This window comes from Nostoc sp. (genome assembly GCF_035638895.1).
Classification (GTDB): domain Bacteria; phylum Cyanobacteriota; class Cyanobacteriia; order Cyanobacteriales; family Nostocaceae; genus Nostoc.
The window spans coordinates 1-1,960 of the sequence record NZ_DASQZC010000095.1 but is presented as its reverse complement, the minus strand read 5'-3'; the positions used below and the strand labels follow the sequence as shown (position 1 = coordinate 1,960).

Annotated in this window: 1 protein-coding gene; it reads right to left on the bottom strand. The window is 36.0% G+C overall.

All coding sequences use genetic code 11. The features are described from left to right. Positions 1 to 212: 212 nt before the first annotated feature. Positions 213 to 1,960, bottom strand: a 1,748-nt coding sequence (locus tag VE944_RS04200; RefSeq protein ID WP_324972724.1) for an AAA domain-containing protein, incomplete at its 5' end; no start/stop codon positions are given.

Genomic DNA, 1,960 nt, shown 5'->3' with positions numbered 1-1,960 from the left:
GCTTTGAATTCTCTCCAAGTCAGTCCTTCAAACAAAAGGGGTGATTCTTTTGTGGGTGTAGCGATCGCTGCTGGGGTCATAAAAGTCTCCAGTCTGTTTCTAAATGAGAAATAATCAGTTTTGGAGGGCAGTTTGTTAATTTTAACTTCTTTATAGGAGCTTAAAAATTACTTTTTCTCACCTAAGCCTTTAATTAACAACAAAATCACTTTTCAAATGATTCGAGAAACATCAACGAAACCTCCATGAAGACTGACAATATTTGAAACTTCAGAATACATACTTCCGACTTTACCTGATTGATGGGTAAACAAATTATGACAACCTACAATTATCAGTAGTTCTTGAGCGCGAGAAAATGCAACATTTACCCGTTCTGGCTTCTTGGCAAATCCTACATCTCCTTTGCTATTGTTGCGAACCATACTAACAATTACAACAGGTCTTTCCATCCCTTGAAATCGGTCTACTGTACCAGTACGAATTTCTAATGAAGGGAAAAGTTCAGATTGCAGGCGTTCATCAATTTTTCTTAATTGAGCGCCATAAAATGTAATTACGGCAATTTCTTTTTTCGGTTCACCATTAGCAACTTTAGAAGCCCAAGTCGTCTCGAACTGCTGACACAGACGTTCAATCGCATCAATTTCTTGAGTATTAAAGTAAGAAGTTCCGTTTCGTTGCTCTAAAAACTGATTCTCGATAGGCGTTTTTACCCAGATAAGATGCTGAGATTCTTGGATAATTTCGTCTGCTAAATGATGTGCGCGTTTTGTGTCAGGTTCCAAAATACCAGATTCTAGTTTACCGTCATAAAACTGATTGATTGCTCCCATAATAAATGGATGCATTCGATATTGTGTAGTTAGCATTTGTTTGATGCTTTCATCAGCAGATTCAAACTGGCTTTTAAATAGCGATTCTTCTAAAAATTGTAGTTCATCTCTTGTATTACCCATTGTTTGAGCAACTTCTTCTACAGTGCTAGTATCAAGCATTGGTGGTAATTGCCGATGATCGCCTACCATTACTAACTTTTTGCCTTTCAAAGCTGGGATTAGTAACTCTGGTGGAGTACACTTACTAACCTCATCAATGATGACGACATCAAAAGATTTGAATTCTTCTGAAAAACCTCTATTTGCAGCTTGAACACAGGTGATACCGACGACGTTAGCATTATCTAAATATATACGCCTTAAATCGTCGCGATCGCGTTCATTAGGCTGTCTTAATTTTTCTATCCAATCTTGTACAAAATTCTGATATTTATTGAGATAAGCTTCATCTTTTTGTAGTTGCTGTTGCCAAGATTCAAAGCTAATATTGATGCTACGTAATAACTCTATATTAAACAAGTCATTAGCAAATTTTTCTGGTTTGAATTTATCCGGCATTGTTTGCCATTCTGTCAACCACCAGCTTCTTTCTTCTATTAAATCTCCTGATGGCTGCGGTTGTAATTTTTGTTCTATTTCGCGTAGGCTAATTTGCAATTTTTGAAGCTGCTGTAAAGAAGTTTCAGTTTCTTGTTGTAGCTTTGATAAATGCTCATGAAGAGAATTTTTTATCATCTCTAACACAGCAAAGGGTTCTAATAATGAAATTAAGTTTTCAAGTTGACTAATGGAAGTTTCCCAAGAATGAACTTGATTTGAAAATTCTTGTGGCTGCTCCCAAATCTTTGATTGTGTTGCGAGATATTGTTCAGTTAAAATACGTAATTGAGCAGGAATATTTTGTTGATTAAGTTCTTGCAAAATATTTATAACTTGTCCAAGCTGCAAGTTAGCGTCTTGCTGTGCTTTTTCTACCTCAACTTGAGTAATGGATATTTGCTGTTGGCTTTCATTTTTTTGAAGTTCATTTAATAGTCGCTGGAGATGCTGAAGCTGTTGATCGGTTTCTGTTTTTACTTTTAAAACACATTGACGTGCATTTGCAAGGATTGTATCTAGCA